Origin of the sequence: Cupriavidus sp. HPC(L) (assembly GCF_000307735.3) — a bacterium.
Lineage (GTDB): Bacteria > Pseudomonadota > Gammaproteobacteria > Burkholderiales > Burkholderiaceae > Cupriavidus.
In genome coordinates, this window is sequence record NZ_AMPR02000288.1 from 1 (window position 1) to 3,004 (window position 3,004).

Genomic DNA, 3,004 nt, shown 5'->3' on the forward strand with positions numbered 1-3,004 from the left:
GCAGCGCCTGCGCGGCGTGGTGCGCGGCGCGCTGTCGCGACTGCCCGGCGACCCAGCGATAGGTCTCCGCCAGTTGCGCATCGACGCGCATCAGCGGGTCCAGCGCAAACCACGGCTCCTGCGGCAGCAGCGCCAGCTCACGGCCCCATAGCGGCCGCCGCGCCCGCCTATCGCCGGCCTCGCATTGCCAGCCATCGCCGGCGAGGCGCCCGCTCGCGCGCAGGCCGGAGGGCAGCGAGCCCATCACGGCATGGGCCAGCAGGCTCTTGCCGGAACCGGTCTCGCCCAGCAGCGTCAGCGCGCGGCCGGCCTGCAGTTCGAACGACACCGGCTGCAGCAGCACGCCGGCAGCACTCGCGACCGACAGGTCCGTCACGCCGAGCAGGCGTCCGGCGCGGTCGCCGTGCAAGTCCTCGATGAGGATGTCGTTCCGCGCGTTCATGACGACACCCCGGCACGCGTGCGGTCGTTGAGCAGTGCCAACGCCAGAATCGCCAATGCCAGCACCGCGATCGGGCTGGCGATGGCCCACGGCGCCTCGGCAGCATAGGGCAGCAACTCGGTCATCATCAGGCCGAGCTCGGCCATCGGCGGCTGCACGCCCATGCCGACGAAGCCCATCGCGGCCAGCGCCAGCACCGCCGCGCCAAGCCCGAAGCTGCTCAACGTGCCGAGCACCGGTGCCAGCTCCGGCAGCAGGTGCCGGCGCACGATATGCAGCGGTCCGAAGCCGAGCAGGCGCGCGGCCTCGACATGGTGGCTCTGCAGCACGATCCGCGCGCTGGCGCGCGCGACGCGGAAATACTCGACCCACAGCACCAGCGACAGCCCCAGATACAGCGGCCACATCGCGCCCGGCGCCAGCGCGGACAGCAGCAGCACCAGCAGCAGTCCCGGCAGCGCCAGCACCGCGTCGGCCAGTGCGCCTACCACGCGATCGACCCAGCCGCCGCGCCACGCGGCAAGCAGCCCAAGCAACGTGCCCGGCAGCGCGGCCGACAGCACGCACAGCAGCGCGAGCCCCAGCGACAGCCGCGTGGCGTGCGCGGTGCGGGCCAGCACGCTGCGGCCCAGATGATCGGTGCCGAGCGGCTCGGCCATCGTCGGCGCCTGCAGTACGCGGTACAGATCCTGTTCGAACGGTTCGCGTGGCGCAGCCCACGGGCCGACCACGGCGAACAGGGCCAGCAGCACGATCAGCAGCAAGGCGATTCGCCGCCGCGGCGTGGCAGCCGCCGATACGCCCTTCAAGCTCGAGCTTGCCATTCCGCTCATCGTGCCACCCTCGCTCGCAGCCTTGGATCGATCGCCATGCAGGCGAGGTCGACCGCGGCGTTCAACACCACGAACAGCAGTCCCATCGTCAACGCGGTGCCCTGGATCATCGGCACATCGCGGCCGAAGATCGCATGCACCAGCGCATGGCCGATGCCGGGCCACGCGAACAGCGTCTCGACCACCACCACGCCCTCGAGCAGATAGACCAGCTGCACGCCAAGATAGGCGACCACCGGCACCGCGGCATTGCGCACGCCGTGCCGCGCCATCGCGACCCGGTCCGTCAGCCCCTTGGTCCGCGCGAACAGCCAGTACGGCGCCGCGACCACGGCGGCCATCGCATCGCGCGCGACGCGCATCGCGGTGGCGGCCAGGCCCAGTCCCAGCGTCACCGCCGGGGCGATCCAGCTGCCGTGCTCGCCGTGGCCCCCGGCCGGCAGCCAATCGAGCTCGACCGCGAACGCCAGCACCAGCAGCATGCCCAGCACGAATGGCGGCAGCGCACGCAGCAGCACCGACAACGCCAGCGTGGTGCGGTCGGTGTGGCCGCCGGCGCGACTGCCTGCGGCAAAGCCCAGCGGCAGCGCGATCAGCGTCGACACCGCCAGCGCGGCCAGCGCCAGCCACAGCGTATGGCCGAGCTGATGCGCGATCTCGGCGGCGACCGGCGCGCCGGTCACCGTCGAGGTGCCAAGGTCCAGGTGCAGCAACCGCGACCACCACGCCAGCAGGCCGTCGAACCACGGCTGGTCAAGCGCCAGTTCGGCCCGCACCGCGTCGGCGGCCTGCGCGGTCACCATGTCGTAGCCATAGCGGCCGGCGGCGATGCGGAACGCCATGTCGCCCGGCAGCAGCCGCATCATCAGGAAGCTGAGGCTGCCGACCAGCGCGGCGACGACCGCGGCCTGCACCCCGCGCTGCAGCAGCACGCGAGCGATCAGCCGGGCGGCCGGTGTGGCGCGCCGCCGGAGCACGGCATCGTGCGGTGCCGATGCGGATTCGCCGACGCTTGCCGCGGCCGGTGTGGCGGCCAGCGCTGTGGCCTGAGGATTCGGTGGCGTCATCGCGTCCATTGCAATTCGGTGAGCCGGTAGCTGCGTTCGAACGGGTCGATCGACACGCCGGCCAGATGCGGGCTGGCCGCGAGCGTCTGCTGATACCAGAGCACGGGCACCAGTGGCAGGCCCTCGTGCAGCGCGCCGGCGATCTGCGCGCGCAGCGCCTGCGTACGGGCCGCGTCTGTGGTCGACGACATCGCCGCCAGCGCGCGCGTCAGCGTCGCCGACGACCAGCCCATCGCGCCCCAATCGCCGCCGTTGCCATCGGCCGTGCCGAAGTCCTGCGCGATCGTGCCCAAGGCATCGGGCACCGCGCCATAGTTGCGCGCAATCAGCGCCATCTGCAGCGTGCCGTCGCGATGGCCCAGCGGGATCTCGCTGGAATTGCCGATCGCCACGCGGACCTGCATGCCGATCAGGCGCAGCTGCTCCTGGATCGCGGCGGCGATCACCGGCAGTTCGGGGCGATCGGGAAAGGTCTGCAGCGTCAGCGCGAAACGCTCGCCGCCGCGTGCCAGCACGCCGTCGGTGCCGGGCCGCCAGCCCAGTTCGGCGAGCAGCGCTCGGGCGCGTACGGGGTCGTGCGCGAGTCCCGGCAGCTCGGCGCGGTGCCAGCCGGCCAGCGCGGGCGGGAACAGCTGCGTCGCGGCCAGCGAGGGCTCTCGCAG

The 3,004-nt window shown here is 72.4% G+C and carries 4 protein-coding genes; all 4 read right to left on the bottom strand.

Going from position 1 to position 3,004, the window contains the following annotated elements; translation table 11 throughout:
* Positions 1 to 442, bottom strand: a 442-nt coding sequence (locus B551_RS15755; protein ID WP_043440164.1) for an ATP-binding cassette domain-containing protein, incomplete at its 3' end; no start/stop codon positions are given.
* Complete coding sequence (locus B551_RS15760) at positions 439 to 1,266, bottom strand: ABC transporter permease (RefSeq protein WP_023264495.1); 828 nt, start codon at positions 1,264 to 1,266, stop codon at positions 439 to 441. The genes B551_RS15755 and B551_RS15760, both read right to left, overlap by 4 nt.
* A 5-nt stretch (positions 1,267 to 1,271) precedes the next feature.
* Positions 1,272 to 2,141, bottom strand: coding sequence for an ABC transporter permease subunit (locus tag B551_RS15765; RefSeq protein WP_006580225.1), 870 nt, complete (start codon positions 2,139 to 2,141; stop codon positions 1,272 to 1,274).
* 197 nt (positions 2,142 to 2,338) lie between these two features.
* Positions 2,339 to 3,004 (bottom strand): ABC transporter substrate-binding protein (locus B551_RS15770; RefSeq protein ID WP_043440166.1); only part of this gene is annotated, 666 nt, incomplete at its 5' end.